We start from the raw sequence: 15825 nt of genomic DNA, 5'->3' as shown, positions 1-15825 counted from the left end.
ATTGGAGCTTATGCGGGCGTTCTCCGGCTTGCGATGGGCCGGTGCTTCACTCGGAGTCGCCGGATGGCTGTTCGAGAGGGAAGAAGAGCGGGCTGAGCAGGTATTGCGCGCGGTCCGGCGTCGGCTGATTAGCCAGCAGGGGCAGGAGTACGCGACGCAGCCCATTGATCATCTCTTCCAGCTCGCCGCGGTTGAGCCAGATGGCGTGCTGCCGGTAACCGACGAGATCCGCGACCGGGTCGGCGTTCTCGCGGTCGAGGTAGGCGTTGAACTCGGCGACCAGGACCGCCATCGAGGTGGCGAAGACGCGCCGGTGGTCGTCGGGCGACAGCGCCGCGAGCGCGTCGGCGTCGACGGTGACCCGGTCGAGGCGTAGGCGGTAGTGGCGTTCCACCGCGCCACGCACTCTCCTCTCGTCGGCCACCTCCAGGATTCCGCCGGACGCGAGCAGGTCGACGTGCCGATAGACCATGGCCTTCGAGACGTCGGGGATCCGGGCGCACAGCTGAGTGGTGGTGAGTGAGCGCCCGCCGCGCATCGCGTGCACGATCCGCAGTCGTACCGGATGTGCCAGTAGCTCCAAGGATTCCATCCGAACAACGATCTCATGTTGTGCTACCGTTCGCAAAAAAGTAGAAAGGTTGGTGTCGGGATGATGGTGGAAATGGGCCCGGCGGCCGCCGCCACGGCGGTCGTCGAAATGGCGGGAAATGGGCACTTCGCGGACATCGAGCAGTTATTCGCCCCGCCGCTGCGAACGATGGTGTCCGCTGAGGCGCTGCGCGTCGAGTGGGAGGGCCTGATCTCCAGGATCGGGTCGATCTCGGCGCTGGGGACACCGGTGAGCGAGCCGGTCAAGGCGGGGCTGACCCGGGTCAGCGTGCCGGTGACGTGCGAGCGGGGCGGGTTGACGGTGGTCATGTCGGTCGACGAGGCCGGCCTGCTGCACGGTCTGCGGCTCGCGCCCCCGCTCACCGAGCAATGGACGCCGCCGCCGTACGCGCGTCGTAAGTGTTTCGACGAGCACGAGGTCACCCTGGGCTCCGGCGCGCTGGCTGTACCCGGGACATTGAGCCTGCCGCGCGGGCGCGGCCCGTGGCCCGGCGTGGTGTTGCTCAGCGGCGGCGGACCGTTCGACCGGGACGAGACCAGCGGCCCCAACAAGCCGCTCAAGGACCTGGCCTGGGGGCTGGCCAGCCGTGGAGTGGCGGTGCTGCGCTTCGACAAGGTGACCTACACCCACGCCGGCCGGTCCGACTTCACGATGACCGACGAGTACGTCCCGCACGCCGTCGCCGCCATCCACCTGCTGCAGCGCCACTCGAACGTGGATGCCGCCAGAGTGTACGTCGCCGGCCACAGCATGGGCGGCAAGGTGGCCCCGCGAGTCGCCGCCGCCGAGCCCTCCGTGGCCGGTCTGGTGCTGCTGGCCGGTGACGCCCAGCCGATGCACCAGGCCGCCGTGCGCGTCGTCAATTACCTCGCCTCCCTGGATCCCGGCGCGCAGGCCGCCGTCGAGATGATCACGCGGCAGGCCGCGATGGTCGACAGCCCCGACCTGTCGCCCGACACGCCCGCCGCCGAGCTGCCGTTCGGCTTTTCGGGGGCGTACTGGCTGGATCTGCGCGGCTATGACCCGGTGGCGACCGCGGCGGCGCTGGACAAGCCGATGCTCATCCTGCAGGGCGGCCGCGACTACCAGGTGACCGTCGCCGACGACCTCGCCCGCTGGCAGGCAGGTCTTGCCCACCGGGCGGACGTCACGATCCGCGTCCACGACGCCGACAACCACCTGTTCTTCTCCGGCTCAGGCCCGTCCTCTCCCGCGGACTACGAGTCGCCCCAGCACGTCGACGCGGCCGTGATCGCCGACATCGCCGACTGGTTGGCACCCCGACAGGGGAAGATCGCCCGACTGGTCTCCGGCCTCACGCGCTGACCACACCGACTCACATTTGACCGAGGGGCACGGCAATGATCGGAGAAACCGCAGCGGACGCTTCCTCCAAGACCGCTGAAGAACAGCTGAACTGGCTGCTGGGCGCGTCAGCCCGAGCCCCGCTGCCGGACAGTGAGATCCGTCAGCGCCTGGCACCGGCCCTGCTGGACGCGAGCGGCGGGCCGGAGGGACTCAACGCCGCACTGGCCGGGGTGGGCAGGCTGGCGGCAGGCAAGATCCTCACGACGCGACCGGATCTGGCCCAGGCGGAGGTGCGTGGTCATGCTGCCGGCTACCTCCTCACGGTGCATGTGGACGGGGCAGGGCTCGTGGACAACCTCCGCCTGACCCCGGACGAAGGCGAGCCGACCTCGTGGACGCAGATCGACACGCGGCTGGCTGAGCTGGGAACACGCGTGTCCTTCGCCGCCGCGGAGATCGGGCCGGACGGACAGTGCCGGATCGCCCACGGCCTCGCCGCCGACACGCGACGGCCGATCGGCTCGGCGTTCAAGCTGTACGTACTGGGCGCGCTCGCCCAAGCCGTCGCAGAGAAGCGAGCCGCGTGGGACGAAGAGCTGGCGATCCGCGAGGACTGGAAGAGCCTGCCCTCGGGCACACTGCAGGACCGCCCGGCCGGCACCACCCTCCCGCTGGCGGCGTTCGCCGACCACATGATCTCGATCAGCGACAACACCGCCACCGACCACCTGATCCACCACCTGGGCAGGGACGCGGTGGTGCGCCAGCTGTCGCTGTTCGGCCACCGGCAGCCCCAGGAGAACATCCCGTTCCTCACCACCAAGGCGCTCTTCCAGCTCAAGGCCGCCCCGGATGCGGCTCGGGCACAGCAGTACCTGGCCCTGCCGCGACACGAGCGCGCCGCCGCGTTACGGGAACTGGAAGGGCAGCCTCTGCCTGACGTACGAAAGACCTGGCCCCAACCGAACAACATCGACCAGATCGAATGGTTCGCCTCGCCGGCCGACATCTGCCACGCGTACGCGGGGCTGCTGCGGCTCGACCAGCCCGAGATCCACCACGCGCTGTCACTCAACGACGACGGGCTCAACCTGGACGCGGCCCGGTTCCCGGCAGTTTGGTACAAGGGCGGCAGCGAACCCGGCGTCGTGACCATGCACTACCTCGCCCGCACGGCCGACGGCCGCGCTCTGGCCACCAGCCTCATGGTGTCCGACCCCACCACCGCGCCCGACACGATGGAGATGGCGACCAAAGGCCAGTCCATCATCCGAGGCGCGTTCCACCTCCTGTCCTTGGCACGGTGAATCACTGAGTAGCACGGGCCGCACGTAGCGCAGGTAGGCCAGTGAGCCGGGAGCCGAGTCAGCCGCGCGGAGCGGTCGCGGCGCGGATCAGCCGCGCAGCTCCTCACTGATTTCCTCGTCCATCCGACTAGTCGTCTGGGTCGCCGAAGGCTTTCCGGATCTTGGCCGCGCCGTACTGGCCCGACGGATTGCAGATCGGGCACGCGCATGGCGGTCTTCCATGGGCGTCCGGCATGTAACGCCACCCGGTCACCTGGTTGACGCCGCGGATGCGGTGAATCTCGTCGGCCCTGATGGGCCGCGCGACGAAGAACTCGTACCCGCGTGCGTCCTGCTGGGCCGCGACCAGCGCGGCCGCCTCCGCGCTGGCCATCTCGGCCGGAAAGCGGCTGTAGTGGCCGACCTGCACCGGTTCGTCATCTGGCACCCGGAAATAGACCGCGATGAGGGTACGCTGCCCGCCTCGCCGCAGCTCGCGTACCCACTGATGGGTGATCTGGTACGACGGGAGCACCGGCAGGCAATAGACACCAGAGATCCCGTCATGCCCACCGCTCACCGCACGAATGCCGCTGCGCCGCATCGACCGCGTGTTCTTGGCCGCGGTGACGTGAACGAGCATGGTCATGATGACGCCCCTGACGAGTCAGCCGGTCGATGACAGCTACTGGCACTTACCCTTGAGCCACGCGCTGAGCTGGGATGTGTAGTCGGTCGCCACCCGCTTGGTCGACCGATCGAGCGCGGCCTGCCACGCGCTCTCGTTCAGCGTCCATGAGGGCGGCGGTTCCTCCCATTTGGTCACCTCCGGCCAGCTGGGCCCGCCGGTCAACACCCGCGCCAGGCCCGCGGCGGTGACGCGCCTCTTGAGCTCGGCCGCGATATCGGCATCATGGGAGTACAGGATGATCTCCTGCGACTCGTACCGCTCCTTGACCGGATCCAGGACCTCGGCCCACGCCCGCGACTTGACCGCGGCGTCGGCGCCGAGCAGGAACTGCCGGGTCTCGGGCTTGATCTCGACCAGCCCGATCATGCTGTTGGCCTTCATGGCGGCCAGCCACTCGCGGAAGGTGTAAACGGTCTCGCCGCTAAAGCTCCCCCGGTTGATCGTCCGCCCCTTGAGTGCGGTGTCACCGGCGGCCCACCAGATGTCGGTGATGTTCTTCTTGACGCCGCTCAGGCCCCAGGTGGAGGTGTTGTGCCACATGACGGCCTTCGTACCGTCTTTGGTGAGCTGTAGATCCGCTTCGACACCTGCCGCACCCCAGCCCTTGTACTTCCGGATGGCGGTGGGGTTGTTGGGCTGGCGTACCTGATCCCGGTTCCAGGTGTCGGCCCCGTTGGCGCCGCTGGGGTAGCCGCCATGCCCGAATATCTGCGGACACGGCGGTAACGCGGCGCTCGCCTGGGCGGGACTGCTTGCAGGTAGTACGGTCGCCAGCACACCGACGGCCAGACCGGCCACAACGCGCGATAACGCCAAGACCCTCACCTTTCGCTCACCCAATTACGCCAACCCTGGCATATCCGGATCACTACGAGGCCTCGGATACGGCGACCAGCGGCCTGGCGAGGCGGTGAGTCGGGCACCGAGCATCGTCCGAGCCCGCCCAGCACTGGTAGACCTTCACCACGTCACCAGGGCGCTTCAGCGCACGATCGCTCAGCCCACAAGTAGGGGCGCCGTTCGACACGTGTTTATGGAGAGCGGAGGCCCGAGGCACAGGAGAAAACGCGTGCCCTTGTGGACAGCGCTCGGCCGTGTGCCCCGGATATGCCCTGCGCGATCTCTGACGTACGGCGGGGCGCCCGCTACCTGTAGTTCACGAACTGCAGGGCGATGTCCAGATCCTTGCCCTTGAGCAGGGACATGACCTCCTGGAGATCGTCCTTCTTCTTCGAACTGACCCGAAGTTCCTCACCCTGGATCTGCGCCTTGACACCCTTGGGTCCCTCGTCGCGGATCAGCTTGGAAATCTTCTTGGCGTTCTCCTGGTCGATGCCCTCCTTGAGCGAGACCAGCATGCGATATTCCTTGCCGGACAGCTTGGGCTCGTCCGCGTCGATGATCTTCAGGGAGAGGCCTCGCTTGACCACCTTCTCCTTGAACACGTCGAGCGCGGCCCCGGCCCGCTCCTCGCTGTTGGCCTTGATCTCGATACTCTGCCCGGTCCAGCCGATGCTGGCCCCGGTGCCCTTGAAGTCGAAGCGGTGTCCGATCTCCTTGACCGTCTGGTTCAGCGCGTTGTCGACCTCCTGGCGGTCGATCTTGCTGACGATGTCGAAAGATGAATCGGCCAAAACGCACATCCTCTCGCTGCGTAAGCATTAGGCGGTATCCGGTTCCAGATCTTGCGGACCTCGAAACGCGCCCTCTGCGAACGCGGACCCCAGCGTACGAGCCTAGCCAGCATCGGCGCGTCGTGCAGGGCGCCGGGCCTTGATCCACCCGCCACACCGAAGGATCACCGGCGTCGCTTTTCGATTAGGGCGTTTTTCGATGGTGTTGGTGGCGATTGCGCGGGTGCCTGAGGCCGCCACCTACTGGCGCGCGAAGCTCATCAGCTAGATCCCGTTCTGCGACCTCCTCGTCGCCCTGGTGCCTGACAAGCCGTTACCGCAGGTCAAGGACACGGGTCCGGTCAAAGGGGTGGTTCGGTCGACGGTGGGGCGAATACCGTTTCGGCGGAGCAGGCAGGCGGGATCCGGCGTGGGACAAACCGGTGTCACGTGTACCTCGGAAGTCCGCTATTCTTCTGATGTCGCCGCGAGAGCGGATGGCGCGGCAGGTTGCCCGAGTGGCCAAAGGGAGCGGTCTGTAAAACCGTCGGCTCAGCCTACGCAAGTTCGAACCTTGCACCTGCCACACCAGCAGAAAGAGGCCCTTCACCAGCGGAAACGCGGTGAGGGGCCTCTCTCGTTGATCGCCCGTGAGTACCCGCGATTCCCCCTGTTTCTCCGTGGCATCTGGCACGGATCTGGCACGCGATCATCGGGATGTTCCCGGTGTGGACTCGCACACTTTCTTCCCGGCCTGATCTTCCCGTCACCGTCGTCCCACCCGTCAGGGGAGTGGTCCTTGGTCTGCTCATCGTCCAAGGCGACGGGTCGAGTTGGCCCGCCTCTGCTACCGACGACGCAATGCTTGTCCTGATCACCTTCAAAGGCAGGTCTACGTCCCTCTTGGTCCACGCTGAACCACGCTGAGCGGCCTGGTCTCGCAAGCCCGAAAGCCGGTGTTCGAGGGCGGAAATCTGAAGGTTGCGCATCCTGCGTAGGCTCATCGCCTCAAGGTCGGAGTGGGGAGCGTAGCGATGAGACTATTCAGGACCCGTAAGTCGTCGTGCCGGTGCAGACCACAGTGGCCAGCTCTGGTGACGGAGATGAACGGGTATGCCATGCCGTGCCTACCAGACGAGCACGGCAGTCCGTTCACCTCCCTCGGCGGTCTAGCGGCACGGTGCGGCGAGTGCGGCGCGATCTACCCGGGAAGCTTCATCATCGAACCGGATACGCCACCCCCGTTCGAGTGGGCTCGCGAGCCGAAGGTCACCCTGTGCTCCTGCGAGCCGCGATGGCCGCAACTGATGGTCATGCTGGACGGACAGTGGTACCTCGGTTACCCCGGCTCGGCCGGACAACTGGTCGTCGACGGTGCGGCAGAAGAAGCCTTCTGCCGCACCTGTGGGGCTTACTTCCTGGGAGAGATGGTGGTTGATCTCGACGACAGATCACACCTTGTAGATTCAGACGAGACGTAGCTGGTGTAGGGCGCCGCGTCGCGCTTGCTTGGCGAGCCAGACCTGAAGAGAAAGGCCCGTCCATCGCCTCAACAAATCGAAAGCCCAGGCCGTTGACCTGGGCTTTCGCATGTGTGGAGCCTAGCGGATTCGAACCGCTGACATCCTGCTTGCAAAGACGCATGTCGATCTTTCTCGAGTCGCGAAAACGCAGCTCAGCAGACTGGTCGCGTTCCCCGTGACTCCCCGCTGTTTCCCCTTGTTGCCCGCCCCATCGGGCACGCGACGGGCACGGCGTCGATTTGCCGACGGTTTTACAGCGCGTGACCGTTGCGGCTTGGATATGGCCTTCCACCTGCGACATGACCTTGTCTCACCGTGATGCAGACCATGATCATTGCACGTATATTGCGCGGCTGGCAGTTGTGGCGGAATCCCATCGCACGGGGCTGTTGCAGTAGCCCACCATCCCCTTCTCCTCCCCGCCTTCCCTTGTAGTTCCCGCCCCCAGGGCGAGGCCGCCGTGCCGATCCCTGCAAGCCCACCTGTCCCAGTCTGCGACGGGAACCCGTCGTATGGAGCGCTTCGCGGGGCACAGCATCTGGGCGCTCATTGCGAGAGCTCCTTGCGTCCGAAGGCGCCCGGGCCCGCATGGAACAGACCGATGAGCAAGACGCCCACACCGATGGAGGCAAAGGACAGCGCGGGGTATCGGTCGATATGCGCCCACCACAACAGCAGGCCGCCGATGACGAGGCCGGTCCATCCTGCGACGAGGTTGGTGATGGGCCCATTGCCCAGGGCGGACGGGTAGCGCCTTCTGGTGATGCCGCGGATGAAATGAGGCAGTCCATTGCCGGCGACGAGACTGCCAAGGAAGCTGAGAACAATCGTCTGCCACATTGCATGAGGTCCTTATCGTCGGCCGAGTTGATGGCTGAGCATGGGAAGCAGCACCGCGTCTACGAGCGTGTGCAGGAACAGGTCGTCGAGGGGTTCGCCGGTGACGAGGAGACGAGACAGCAGCGTGGCCGAGCTGATCTCGGCGAGGAGTGCATGGTCCATCGTTGCGGGGATCTCGCCTCGATCGATGGCCCGGGCCATGACGGCCGCGAACACATCGCGTTTGTGGTCGAGGACGTGTCGGCGTACGGTGTGCGCGAGATCAGGGTCGCGGCGCATCGCGACGAGCAGTCCAAGAATGAGCGCGCTGTCTTGACCGGTGAGGCTGGCACGCAGGCTCAGCAGAACCGCCACCAGGTCGTCACGCAGGCTCGCCGTGTCGGGTGGAGCGGTCACCGGCGTTCCCGCGTACCTCCGTATGGCCGTCGCCACCAGGTCGGCCTTGCCCGGCCATCGCCGATAGATCGTGGCCTTGCTGGCGCGAGCCCGTTCTGCGATGGCCTCGATGGTCAACTGGTCATAGCCGACTTCGCTCAGCAGACTCATGGCTGCGAGCAGGATGGCTTCTTCTCTGATCTCACCCCGTCGGCGCGCCGGCATGGCTGATCCTCATCGAAACGGTGCCGTTCACATTCGAGAAGTGTACGCCAGCGTTTCGTTCTGCGGAAGTGCCCTGCGTGAACCAGTCACGAGATCGGCGGCCACCGTGACTGTCGGCCGGATCGGCGGCAATGACTTCATCCAGAGATGGGCAGCGACACCTGGCTCATCCGCTGCAGTCCGCCGGTTCAGAGGTCAAGGTCGGCGATCAACCACCTTGCTCGGTGAGCCAGGGTGAGGAACGAACCCTGGATCGTCGATCGCCCCCAAGCACGTACGGTGGCCGGCCACGCCGTGGCGATCGTAAGGGCTGTATCTGTGCGGCGGCGTGGCAACCTTGGTCGGAGCGTTCGGTCGGTACGGCGGTGCTGGCGTGCGGCGGCCGGCCCGGTGTCCCGCCGCCGTCCGGGACCGGCCCCCAGGCCGCACGCCCGGACGGCGGGCGGGCGGAGGGCCGGGGGCACGGCGGCGCGCCGCGCCGCCGCTTGATGACTCAGGTGCAGATTCCGCGGCTCATCGTCTCCTTCCACACCAGCGAGGTACGGGTAGCCGCCCGTGTGATCGACGAGCGCCGCCCGTACCTGGCGTTCAGCACGTCGGAGGCGGACGTCTCGGTCTCCACCACGGGCGGCGGCCCGGTCACCGACGCCGACCTGGCCCTGGCTCGCGAGATCTACAGCGCCGCTGCTCGCTACCTGGCCGACTGCGAGCGCCTGCACGCCGAGCAGTCGGCCACCGGCAAGGCCATCGACCAGACGGCGGCCTGACAGGCAAGGCGGGGCCGCCAGAAGGTGCAACTTCCGGCGGCCCCTCGGTTCTCCCTGATCTCACTCACGAGAGGTTCCCAGCATATGTTCAAGCGGCTGCCTGGGGATGAGGCGCGCAACCTCGTCACCACCACGCCCGACACGGCCGTCGTCTTCCGCCCGGCCGTCATCCGAACTCCCGCCATCATCACCCTGATCATCTTCACCTGGCGCATCCTCACCGGCTGCGTCCGGCTCGTATGGCGCCACCCCGTCGCGACCCTCGTCACGTCGACGCCCGGCGCGCTCACCCTGGCCTACGGCTGGCAGACCGCTCTCCTGCTCCTCGCGCCCATCCCCACTGGACTCCTCGTCTGGGCCGCCACGGACCGACTGAGCTTCAACCGCGTGATCGGCCTGCGGCTGCTCGCCTGGTGGCGGCTGACCTGGATCTACCGGCGGCACTGGCAACCCGTCATGATCGTCTCTGGCCTGGGACGGCACCTGTGGGGCCGCGACTACCTGCCCCGCCTCGGCAAGCTCACCTGTACGGCATGGGCCGACCTGGTCACCGTACGCATGCTCAAAGGACAGTCGGTCGCCACGCATGCGACCTGGGTGGCTGACCGGCACGGTGTGATGGCCGCCGCTCGTCGGCTCGGCCACTCCAATGCCAGCGTGACCACGCGCCACTACGCTCGCGCCGTGGAAGGTCGAGACAAGGAGATCGCGGAAGCCTTTGACGGGGAGTACTTGAAGGGGAGTGGTGTGGAAGACCGTCGGCCATCTGGCACGTTCGTGGCACGGCAGGAAAAGCGGCGGTTCTCCTGGGCGACCAGCAAGCCTTCTACCAGCAAGAACGGCGATAGCGGATCTTCGTCGGCAAGAGGTCTGTAAAACCGTCGGCTCAGCCTACGCAAGTTCGAACCTTGCACCTGCCACACGCAGTAAGCGCAGCTCAGAGGCCCTACGGGGCCTCTTCTGCGTTTCAGGGGCATGCAGCCATGAGCCACCCTGAGCGCCGTTTGTCGCTGGTCGCGGGATATGCGCGGGATGGATCACGAGGCGTTTCCCCAGGTGGACGCCCCCCTAAGAGGAAAGGGACCTCCAGTGGCCCTCGGAGACGACTTCGACGGTGCCGTCGGTCACCTTGATGGCCGTCTGGTCGTCAATGGCGTACGCCGGACCCGCGATGTCGGCGGCCCATCTCTCGGCGTCGGCCATGGTGTTTCCCGGCATGAGCTCGTGTCCCAGGTGCGGGAAGATCGAGAAGTCGACGACCCCTAAGGTGCGGTCGCTTCCGGTGGGCGGCGTCCATTCGACGAAGTAGTCACCGATCCGGGGGGTCATCACCATGCTTCCGGCGCTCACCCCCACCCAGACCGTCTCGGGCAGCGACGGCAGGAGATCCGCCAGCCCGGACTGCCGCATCCAGTGGCAGAGGTACGTCGCATCGCCGCCGTCCACCAGCAGGACGTCGGCCTCCCTCACCCAGGGGACCCAGCGGTCCTTGCCGATGCTGGGCAGTGCGGTGAGCTCGAGGACACCCACCGACTTCCAGCCCAGGTCGCACATGGGTGCCGGGGTCTGTCCGGCGATGAAGCGCCAGGCTGAGGCCGGCGTGCACATGGGGTGGCCATACTCCGCCGTAGGGATGCAGAGGGCACTGGAGTCGGCGATCGGCTTACCCAGCAGGTCCACCAGCGCATCGCGGATGCTCGCGTTCGTGACGCCTCCGGACGTGAGAAGAAGCTTCAAGATGCCTCCCGGTTCGAGTGCGATGGAGCGGTGTGACGTGTAGACCTGCGACCACCGCGAGACTCACCGCTGCTGGGGGCAAACGCTTGGTAGATAAGGATCGAGCCGCCGCAGCACCGCAGGGACCGCGGCCGCTGTGCTGGTCATGTTCCTAACGCTGTTTCGGCGTGAGGAGACGGGCGCTAATTTCCTGCCGCCGCCGCCAAGACGTCGACCAGCGGCTCCGCAGTGGTGATGGCGCTGACCGTCATCTCGTGGGGACGTCGCTGGTGGGCACGTACGCCGCAGTCTCTCCAACTCTTCGCTCTCCAGGGCCCCCACAGCCTGGACGACACTGGCGACAATCTGCTTGACGGGCTGACAACCTCGATTTTACAGAGTATTGGGATGGCCGATACGGTTGATTCGGTCAAGATCTTTGCTCTTATGAGGTTGAAGCATGAAGAAGCTCACATCCGTTCTGCTAGGTTCCGCCGCCGCGACGGCCATGCTGCTGACACCGGCGACCGCAGCCACCGCACAGGCGGGCACCGCACGGACGAGCACGGAGACCGCCGTTACGAAGGCCACCACCGCGTCGGCTCAAGCCGGGGTCGAGCGCGACAGCATCAGTTGCTCCCGGCCCAGAGGCAAGTGGGCCAACTACTCGTGGGGTGAGGGCAACACGACCGCGACCATCTACTTCAACAACCACTGCAGCCACAAGGTCAGCGCCAAGATCATGTTCGTGAGGAAGGGCTCGGTCGGCGACAAGGCGGCCAAGTACCGTTGCATGACGGTCAACGCCCACACCAAGGGCAAGAAGAAGTTCTACGCCGCTGTCTACAAGCCGTATTCCGTGACCCGCGTCGCGCGCTGCAGCTGAGCCGGCCGCCCGTGTCCAGCGGGCATGACAGAGCCATGCTCAGGGCGACTGACGATCGCTCCTCGAGCCCTGCAGGCCCCTGCATACAGCAGCCATGCGCCCCCAGATGCATGTCCACGGGATATGCGCCAGATGGATCTTCAGGTGGATCCTGAGATGAAAGCCGTATGGCCAGGTCAGAGGCTGACGCGGGCGAGAATATCGGTCCGCGGTAAAACCGTCGGCTCAGCCTGCGCAAGTTCGAACCTTGCACCTGCCACCAGCGGAAAGAGGCCCTTCACCAGCAGGAATGCGGTGAGGGGCCGCTCGCTGATCACCCGTGTGTGCCTGCGGTTCCCCCCTGGTTCCCGTGGCATCTGGCACCGCGATCACGCCTGTCGGTTTCCTGTGCGGACGCAGGCACCCCTCTGTTGGCCATCTCGCCCCGAACATCCGGTCCGGTGAGTGATAGCAGACACGGCCAGCGTAGTCGGATGATCGTCAGTTGGGAATACGTCGCTGTTTCCGGCGCAACAGGCAAATCCCGCGATGGCGAGTCATCGAGTTCGCGTCGCCATCGGGGCTTGACAATCCTTGCGTTACTACCGATCCGAATATCTGCTGCGGTAGACGCGAAGTTCGCCGTTGGGTAGCCGGATGCCCTCGGGGGTTTTGCCGATCTCACGCCAGCGGTAGTACGGCGGTGCCGCGCTAAGATCGCGTCCCGTGCTTTCGGATAATTTATGGCGGATTATCAGGATTGGATTAGTCGGTCTGGTCCTTGCGGCGGTTGGCGCGGGCCTAGTGCTCGGCGACGCCTGGCTCTGGGCGGCCGTCGAATGGTCGCCGCCGGCCTACGCGGAGTTTTACCTGCGCGGCGGGTTCGACACCCCGACGACTGTGGTGCTGCTCGTGGCCGCCCTGGTGAAGGCCGCGCTCCTGTGGCTGATCCTGCGTGCCCCCGCACCCGGACCGCTGAACCGCCGGGCGAAGGCGCTGCGCCGACTGCTGTATCTCGCGGTGGCGTACAACCTCGTGCTGTGGTTCCCGATCGTGCTGCTTCCCGACGCGGTCAACATGGCATTCCAGCTCGCGCTGTGGACCGCGATCGACGTCCTCTACCTGCTCGTTATCCGCTGGCGGTCCCGCATGCTGCGCGCGGCCGCCGGAGCGATGTTCGCGGTCGAGCTGGCGGGGATGGCCAACGGACTGCTCGACGATCTCGACCTCCCAGAGCTTGGATCGGGCGGCATCGTCGAACCGGTCTTGATGCTGAGCGGAGTGGTGGCGACCATCCTCACGGTCGTCGGGCAGCGGCGCGACGGCCGGTGGAGCCGCGGCACGCAGATCGCCGGGTTGTTGTCGCTGGGTGTCTACGCGCTGGCGATGGCGCCCAACGTATTCTCCGGCGGCACTCCGGCGTTGCTGATCATGATGGACGCGGTGAACCTCGTCAGCACCGTGTGGATGGCCGCGACCGCCCGTGAACTGCCCGCGGAGGACTGCCTGGCGGACCCTCCGCCCGCGCGGCGGCGTGTGATCCGCGTCGTGGTCGCGGCCGTGACCGTGCTGCCGATCATCGTACTGATCCAGCCGGAGCAGGCCGCGCACCTCACCTACACCGGCCGGTCGATGGGCTGCTACGACCGGCCGAGCTTCGGCGACCTGAAACCCGCGGAACGCGACGCCGCGTTCCTGTGCCGAGCGCGGAGCAGAGCTGGTGGAGTCCCGCCCATGTTCCCTGACAGCGTGTCGGATCAGGCGATCCTCGCGTACGGGCGGGCGCTGTGCCGTACAGAGGACCGCGACGAGCAGAAGGCGATTCTGACGCGGGCCGGGAGCGCGCGGCCCGCTTGGAGCGTGGACCCGTGGGACCTCGTCTACGTGTGCCCGGAGATCGTCGGTGCGACAAATCCCGAGCTGCTGCGGTCGACCACGCAGACGGAGGCGGACAACGCCGCCTACATCGCCAAGAAGAACGCGAAGTGCCGCGACCCGTGGCCCCGGACGAAGGGTGTCGTCCAGGGCACGGCCAACTACTTCCTGTTCGTCGACGGCGATCCCGGCTATCTGGTCCAGGACCCCGAAGACGAAGCGGCCGACGAGGCGGCGGAGGAGGCGATGGGCAAGGTCTACGACGACAGCAACCTCATCGGGGTGGCCGGCAGCGCGGCGCTCATCGGGCACGTCGAAGACGTCTCTGATCTGTGCCTTACCGTGAAGGCATTCCGCGCCGCACCGCCACAGCGGACGGCCGGGTGGGACCAGGTCAGCGAGGTGCCGATCGTCAGCCGCAGCGGCCAGCTCACTGTGCCGTACATGGGCGAGGGCGGAGATGTGGGCGCGGGCGCCCCGATGCCCAACCTGGCGATCGCGGGGAAGGGCCGCTACCGGCTCCGTGTCTACGTGCGGGTCGACGCTGCGGGGGAGGAGCAGCACCTGGTCGTCGTGTTCCCGGGTGCGTCGAGGAAGAGGCTTGAGCTGAAGTCGTGAGCGGTGGCGGGGCGCACACTCTCCTCCGTACGGGCACCCTACCGAGCGAAGGGATCAGCGAGTTGACGCTGTCGACAGCCGACCTCACCGCATCGGATCATGAAGCCATGTCGGAACAGATCCCCGCCCACCTTGACGGCATCGGCCCGGGCTGGCGTCCGCTGCTGCTACGCCTGCACGAGGAACTGCTGGCCGTAAGCCCCGGCTACAGCGTCCAACAGGTCAAGGAGAAGTACGGCACCTTACGCGTCTACCTCCTCACCGGCCTGTTGCGCCACCTGCACCAGGGGGGCGACAAGTGGCCCGAACCACATGAGGCGGAACGCTACAAGCGGGAGGACGACGCGGCGACACTCCTCGTACGCGCCGCTGAACAGGAATCGGCCAGGATCTGTGAATACTGCGGTAATCCCGGCCAGGCCAGGAAACGCCCCTGGATCAAAACCCTGTGCGACGATTGCGACGCCTGCCGCTAAGACTGTGAGCGTTTCGTGGCGTCACCCTCGGGCCCAAAAGCGATCTACAACCACAGGGTTAGGATCGGGTCATGCCTTTAACGGTGATTGACGTGGACCGGTTCGAGCTGTCGAGGCCCCGTCTGGAGGCCATCGCCTACCGTCTCCTCGGCTCCGCAGACGAGGCACAGGACGTCGTGCAGGAGACGTTCCTGCGCTGGCAGGCCGCCGACGTCGACCGCGTCGAGGTCCCCGAGGCTTGGCTGACGAAAGTACTCACCAACCTGTGCCTCAACCAGCTCACCTCCGCGCGGGCGCGCCGCGAGACCTACGTGGGCCAATGGCTTCCCGAGCCACTGCTGGCCGGGGACCTGATGCTCGGCCCGGCCGACACCGCTGAGCAGCGCGAATCGGTCTCGTACGCGGTCCTCACCCTCATGGAGCGCCTGTCCCCTAACGAACGGGCCGTGTACGTGCTGCGGGAGGCCTTCGACTACCCGCACCGGGAGATCGCCGAGATCCTCGACATCACCGAGGCGGCCAGCCAGCAGATCTTTCACCGTGCCAAGAAGCATGTCGCGTACGGCAAAGCCCGCACCGAGATCGACGAGGCCGCCGCCCGGCGGATCGTCGAGGAGTTCCTCGCGGCCGCCACCAGTGGTCAGACCGATGAGCTCGTACGCCTGCTCACCAAGGACGCCATCTCCATCGGTGACGGCGGAGGGAAGGTTCCGGCACGCACCAAGGCGTTCGAGGGAGCCGTCGCGGTCGCGAAGTTCGTGTGGGGCATGTTCAAGCCCGCCGAGGCCAAGCGCGCCGTCGTCGGCGGCTCGCCCGAGATATACGCCTGGACCGCCAATGGCGAACCCGCCGTTGTGGCCGTCGTGGAAGGCCGGGTCGTCGCCATCATGTGCCTGGAGGTCACCGCCGAGGGCATCACCGCCTGCCGTACCCAGGCGAACCCCGACAAGCTCGAACGCGCGACCGAGCAATGGGCGGCGGCCGGCCATGGGGAGCCCCTTCTCATGATGTGACGTGTCTCACACCGCGTTCCT

At 66.4% G+C, this 15825-nt stretch carries 17 protein-coding genes and 1 tRNA gene; 10 read left to right on the top strand and 8 right to left on the bottom strand.

Features of this window, described 5'->3' with window-relative positions; genetic code table 11:
- Positions 1 to 46: 46 nt before the first annotated feature.
- On the bottom strand, positions 47 to 592 hold the full coding sequence (locus AB0J16_RS51450) for a helix-turn-helix domain-containing protein (protein ID WP_358554014.1): 546 nt from the start codon (positions 590 to 592) through the stop codon (positions 47 to 49).
- A 60-nt stretch (positions 593 to 652) separates the two neighbouring features.
- Here AB0J16_RS51450 and AB0J16_RS51445 point away from each other — a divergent pair, with 60 nt between their 5' ends.
- Together AB0J16_RS51445 and AB0J16_RS51440 are read left to right on the top strand one after the other, a co-directional pair.
- Positions 653 to 1939, top strand: coding sequence for an alpha/beta fold hydrolase (locus AB0J16_RS51445; protein WP_358554011.1), 1287 nt, complete (start codon positions 653 to 655; stop codon positions 1937 to 1939).
- Between the two features lie 35 nt (positions 1940 to 1974).
- Positions 1975 to 3228 carry a serine hydrolase gene (locus AB0J16_RS51440; protein WP_358554008.1) on the top strand — a complete coding sequence of 418 codons (1254 nt, stop codon included), beginning with the start codon at positions 1975 to 1977 and terminating at the stop codon, positions 3226 to 3228.
- Positions 3229 to 3355: 127 nt separating this feature from the next.
- On the opposite strand, the gene AB0J16_RS51435 is transcribed toward AB0J16_RS51440, so the two are convergent.
- From AB0J16_RS51435 to AB0J16_RS51425, 3 genes are all read right to left on the bottom strand, one after another.
- Complete coding sequence (locus AB0J16_RS51435) at positions 3356 to 3856, bottom strand: hypothetical protein (protein ID WP_358554005.1); 501 nt, start codon at positions 3854 to 3856, stop codon at positions 3356 to 3358.
- 36 nt (positions 3857 to 3892) lie between these two features.
- Positions 3893 to 4714, bottom strand: a complete 822-nt coding sequence (locus tag AB0J16_RS51430) for a glycerophosphodiester phosphodiesterase family protein (protein WP_358554002.1) — start codon at positions 4712 to 4714, stop codon at positions 3893 to 3895.
- Between the two features lie 329 nt (positions 4715 to 5043).
- Positions 5044 to 5541 carry a YajQ family cyclic di-GMP-binding protein gene (locus AB0J16_RS51425; RefSeq protein WP_358553999.1) on the bottom strand — a complete coding sequence of 166 codons (498 nt, stop codon included), beginning with the start codon at positions 5539 to 5541 and terminating at the stop codon, positions 5044 to 5046.
- Positions 5542 to 6015: 474 nt separating this feature from the next.
- On the opposite strand from AB0J16_RS51425, the gene AB0J16_RS51420 reads away from it, so the two are divergent.
- Positions 6016 to 6097 (top strand) — tRNA-Tyr (locus tag AB0J16_RS51420).
- 517 nt (positions 6098 to 6614) lie between these two features.
- Positions 6615 to 6992 (top strand): hypothetical protein, encoded by a 378-nt coding sequence (locus tag AB0J16_RS51415; RefSeq protein WP_358553996.1) that lies wholly within the window; start codon positions 6615 to 6617, stop codon positions 6990 to 6992.
- Positions 6993 to 7580: 588 nt separating this feature from the next.
- Here AB0J16_RS51415 and AB0J16_RS51410 read toward each other — a convergent pair.
- Positions 7581 to 7874, bottom strand: coding sequence for a hypothetical protein (locus AB0J16_RS51410; protein WP_358553993.1), 294 nt, complete (start codon positions 7872 to 7874; stop codon positions 7581 to 7583).
- A 12-nt stretch (positions 7875 to 7886) separates the two neighbouring features.
- Positions 7887 to 8474, bottom strand: coding sequence for a TetR/AcrR family transcriptional regulator (locus AB0J16_RS51405; RefSeq protein ID WP_358553990.1), 588 nt, complete (start codon positions 8472 to 8474; stop codon positions 7887 to 7889).
- A 497-nt stretch (positions 8475 to 8971) separates the two neighbouring features.
- Here AB0J16_RS51405 and AB0J16_RS51400 point away from each other — a divergent pair, with 497 nt between their 5' ends.
- Positions 8972 to 9241: a hypothetical protein gene (locus tag AB0J16_RS51400; protein WP_358553988.1), complete on the top strand. Its 270-nt coding sequence runs from the start codon at positions 8972 to 8974 to the stop codon at positions 9239 to 9241.
- A gap of 84 nt (positions 9242 to 9325) precedes the next feature.
- On the top strand, positions 9326 to 10117 hold the full coding sequence (locus AB0J16_RS51395) for a hypothetical protein (RefSeq protein WP_358553985.1): 792 nt from the start codon (positions 9326 to 9328) through the stop codon (positions 10115 to 10117).
- 192 nt (positions 10118 to 10309) lie between these two features.
- On the opposite strand, the gene AB0J16_RS51390 is transcribed toward AB0J16_RS51395, so the two are convergent.
- A complete protein-coding gene (locus AB0J16_RS51390; protein WP_358553982.1) occupies positions 10310 to 10978 on the bottom strand; it encodes a Type 1 glutamine amidotransferase-like domain-containing protein in 669 nt (222 codons plus the stop codon).
- A gap of 439 nt (positions 10979 to 11417) precedes the next feature.
- Between AB0J16_RS51390 and AB0J16_RS51385 the strand changes: the two genes are divergently transcribed.
- Positions 11418 to 11843: a hypothetical protein gene (locus tag AB0J16_RS51385; RefSeq protein WP_358553979.1), complete on the top strand. Its 426-nt coding sequence runs from the start codon at positions 11418 to 11420 to the stop codon at positions 11841 to 11843.
- Positions 11844 to 12019: 176 nt separating this feature from the next.
- Here AB0J16_RS51385 and AB0J16_RS51380 read toward each other — a convergent pair whose 3' ends face one another.
- Complete coding sequence (locus AB0J16_RS51380; RefSeq protein WP_358553976.1) at positions 12020 to 12160, bottom strand: hypothetical protein; 141 nt, start codon at positions 12158 to 12160, stop codon at positions 12020 to 12022.
- Positions 12161 to 12626: 466 nt separating this feature from the next.
- Here AB0J16_RS51380 and AB0J16_RS51375 point away from each other — a divergent pair, with 466 nt between their 5' ends.
- From AB0J16_RS51375 to sigJ, 3 genes are all read left to right on the top strand, one after another.
- A complete protein-coding gene (locus tag AB0J16_RS51375; RefSeq protein ID WP_358553974.1) occupies positions 12627 to 14315 on the top strand; it encodes a hypothetical protein in 1689 nt (562 codons plus the stop codon).
- A 107-nt stretch (positions 14316 to 14422) separates the two neighbouring features.
- Complete coding sequence (locus AB0J16_RS51370; RefSeq protein ID WP_358553971.1) at positions 14423 to 14791, top strand: hypothetical protein; 369 nt, start codon at positions 14423 to 14425, stop codon at positions 14789 to 14791.
- Between the two features lie 71 nt (positions 14792 to 14862).
- Complete coding sequence (gene sigJ / locus AB0J16_RS51365; RefSeq protein WP_358553968.1) at positions 14863 to 15804, top strand: RNA polymerase sigma factor SigJ; 942 nt, start codon at positions 14863 to 14865, stop codon at positions 15802 to 15804.
- Positions 15805 to 15825 lie beyond the last annotated feature (21 nt).

The sequence above is a fragment of the Nonomuraea sp. NPDC049750 genome, from assembly GCF_040659625.1.
Taxonomy (GTDB): Bacteria; Actinomycetota; Actinomycetes; order Streptosporangiales; family Streptosporangiaceae; genus Nonomuraea.
The sequence above is the reverse complement of the archived record's forward strand: the minus strand, read 5'-3'. Positions and strand labels throughout refer to the sequence as shown.

What these genes read in the sequence shown, in the direction of transcription:
- AB0J16_RS51450 (WP_358554014.1), bottom strand. Translation starts at nt 592, where the DNA reads ATGGAATCCTTGGAGCTACTGGCACATCCGGTACGACTGCGGATCGTG.
- AB0J16_RS51445 (WP_358554011.1), top strand. Translation starts at nt 653, where the DNA reads ATGATGGTGGAAATGGGCCCGGCGGCCGCCGCCACGGCGGTCGTCGAA.
- AB0J16_RS51440 (WP_358554008.1), top strand. Translation starts at nt 1,975, where the DNA reads ATGATCGGAGAAACCGCAGCGGACGCTTCCTCCAAGACCGCTGAAGAA.
- AB0J16_RS51435 (WP_358554005.1), bottom strand. Translation starts at nt 3,856, where the DNA reads ATGACCATGCTCGTTCACGTCACCGCGGCCAAGAACACGCGGTCGATG.
- AB0J16_RS51425 (WP_358553999.1), bottom strand. Translation starts at nt 5,541, where the DNA reads ATGTGCGTTTTGGCCGATTCATCTTTCGACATCGTCAGCAAGATCGAC.
- AB0J16_RS51415 (WP_358553996.1), top strand. Translation starts at nt 6,615, where the DNA reads ATGAACGGGTATGCCATGCCGTGCCTACCAGACGAGCACGGCAGTCCG.
- AB0J16_RS51410 (WP_358553993.1), bottom strand. Translation starts at nt 7,874, where the DNA reads ATGTGGCAGACGATTGTTCTCAGCTTCCTTGGCAGTCTCGTCGCCGGC.
- AB0J16_RS51405 (WP_358553990.1), bottom strand. Translation starts at nt 8,474, where the DNA reads ATGCCGGCGCGCCGACGGGGTGAGATCAGAGAAGAAGCCATCCTGCTC.
- AB0J16_RS51395 (WP_358553985.1), top strand. Translation starts at nt 9,326, where the DNA reads ATGTTCAAGCGGCTGCCTGGGGATGAGGCGCGCAACCTCGTCACCACC.
- AB0J16_RS51385 (WP_358553979.1), top strand. Translation starts at nt 11,418, where the DNA reads ATGAAGAAGCTCACATCCGTTCTGCTAGGTTCCGCCGCCGCGACGGCC.
- AB0J16_RS51370 (WP_358553971.1), top strand. Translation starts at nt 14,423, where the DNA reads ATGTCGGAACAGATCCCCGCCCACCTTGACGGCATCGGCCCGGGCTGG.
- sigJ (WP_358553968.1), top strand. Translation starts at nt 14,863, where the DNA reads ATGCCTTTAACGGTGATTGACGTGGACCGGTTCGAGCTGTCGAGGCCC.